Origin of the sequence: Actinoplanes oryzae, assembly GCF_030757795.1 — a bacterium.
In the GTDB taxonomy this organism is placed as follows: domain Bacteria; phylum Actinomycetota; class Actinomycetes; order Mycobacteriales; family Micromonosporaceae; genus Actinoplanes.
This window is the reverse complement of the sequence record NZ_JAUQWH010000346.1, coordinates 1-1,242: the sequence shown is the minus strand read 5'-3', so window position 1 is coordinate 1,242 and position 1,242 is coordinate 1. Positions and strand designations below refer to the sequence as shown.

The 1,242-nt window shown below is 64.1% G+C and carries 2 protein-coding genes; one reads left to right on the top strand and one right to left on the bottom strand.

Features of this window, described 5'->3' with window-relative positions; genetic code table 11:
* A partial coding sequence (locus RBH18_RS43845; protein WP_306216444.1) for a LacI family DNA-binding transcriptional regulator occupies positions 1-109 on the bottom strand: 109 nt, incomplete at its 3' end.
* A gap of 165 nt (positions 110-274) precedes the next feature.
* Between RBH18_RS43845 and RBH18_RS43840 the strand changes: the two genes are divergently transcribed.
* Positions 275-1,156 (top strand): carbohydrate ABC transporter permease, encoded by an 882-nt coding sequence (locus RBH18_RS43840; protein WP_306216443.1) that lies wholly within the window; start codon positions 275-277, stop codon positions 1,154-1,156.
* Positions 1,157-1,242: the final 86 nt, after the last annotated feature.

The window sequence follows — 1,242 nt, the reverse complement described above, 5'->3', positions numbered from 1 at the left end:
CCGAGGGGTGGCCGTTGGCGACGCGGGAGACGGTTTGCGCCGAAACGCCCGCCAGGCGCGCCACATCGGCCATGGACACCCCGCGACCTGCGCGGCGACTGGTCGGCATGACCTGCGTGTCTCCTCTTGACGATCATGGAAGTGTGGTGCAACTATCACCTCGATGTTAACGTAAACATCACATCCGTCATCCGCATGTAACAGAGCGTCCTGACCAGCGCCTTGCGAACGATGTTTACGTAAACATAGCTGGTGAGAGAGAGGGACGACACCCATGGCCGAGCTAGCCGTTCGCCGGCGCCGATCCTGGACGGGCTGGCGCTTCGTCGGCCCCTTCATGGTCGTCTTCGCGCTGGTCTTCCTGGCTCCGATCGCGTACTCGATCTATCTGAGCCTGTTCAAGACCCGCCTGATCGGCGGCACCTCCTTCGTCGGGCTGGAGAACTACCAGCAGGCGCTGACCGACCCGAGCTTCTGGAGCTCGCTGGGCCGGGTCACGCTCTTCCTGGTCGTCCAGGTCCCGATCATGCTGTTCATCGCGCTGCTCGTGGCGCTCGCGATCGACTCCGGGCGGCTGCACGGCTCGTCGTTCTTCCGGGTCACGATCTTCCTGCCGTACGCGGTCCCCGCCGTGGTCGCCGCCCTGATGTGGGGCTTCATGTACGGCTCGCAGTTCGGCCTGCTGGCCAGCATCAACGACCAGTTCGGGTGGAACCTGCCGGACCTGCTGTCGCCGGGCTGGATCCTCGCCTCGATCGGCAACATCAACACCTGGGAGTTCACCGGGTACAACATGCTGATTTTCTACTCCGCGCTGCGGACGATCCCCGGCTCGCTCTACGAGTCGGCCGAGATCGACGGCGCCGGCGAGTTCCGGAAGATCACCGCGATCAAGCTCCCGGCGATCCGGGGCGCGCTCGTGGTCGCCACGATCTTCTCGATCATCGGCAGCTTCCAGCTCTTCAACGAGCCCAGCATCCTGCAGCAGCTGGCGCCCAACGCGATCACCACCGACTTCACCCCCAACCTGTACGCGTACAACCTGTCCTTCTCCGGCCAGCAGTACAACTACTCCGCCACCGTGGCGATCGTCATGGGCATCATCACGATGGTGATCGCCTACGTCGTCCAGCTCCGTGGCACGAAGGAGCGCTGAGATGACGACCATGGTCACTGCGGCGCAGTCCGCGGACACCGACGAGGCCCCTGTCAACCACGGGAAGAGCACCCGCGCCAAGAAGA

Excerpts from the sequence above, each read along its gene's own strand:
- RBH18_RS43840 (WP_306216443.1), top strand. The coding sequence starts at position 275 with ATGGCCGAGCTAGCCGTTCGCCGGCGCCGATCCTGGACGGGCTGGCGC.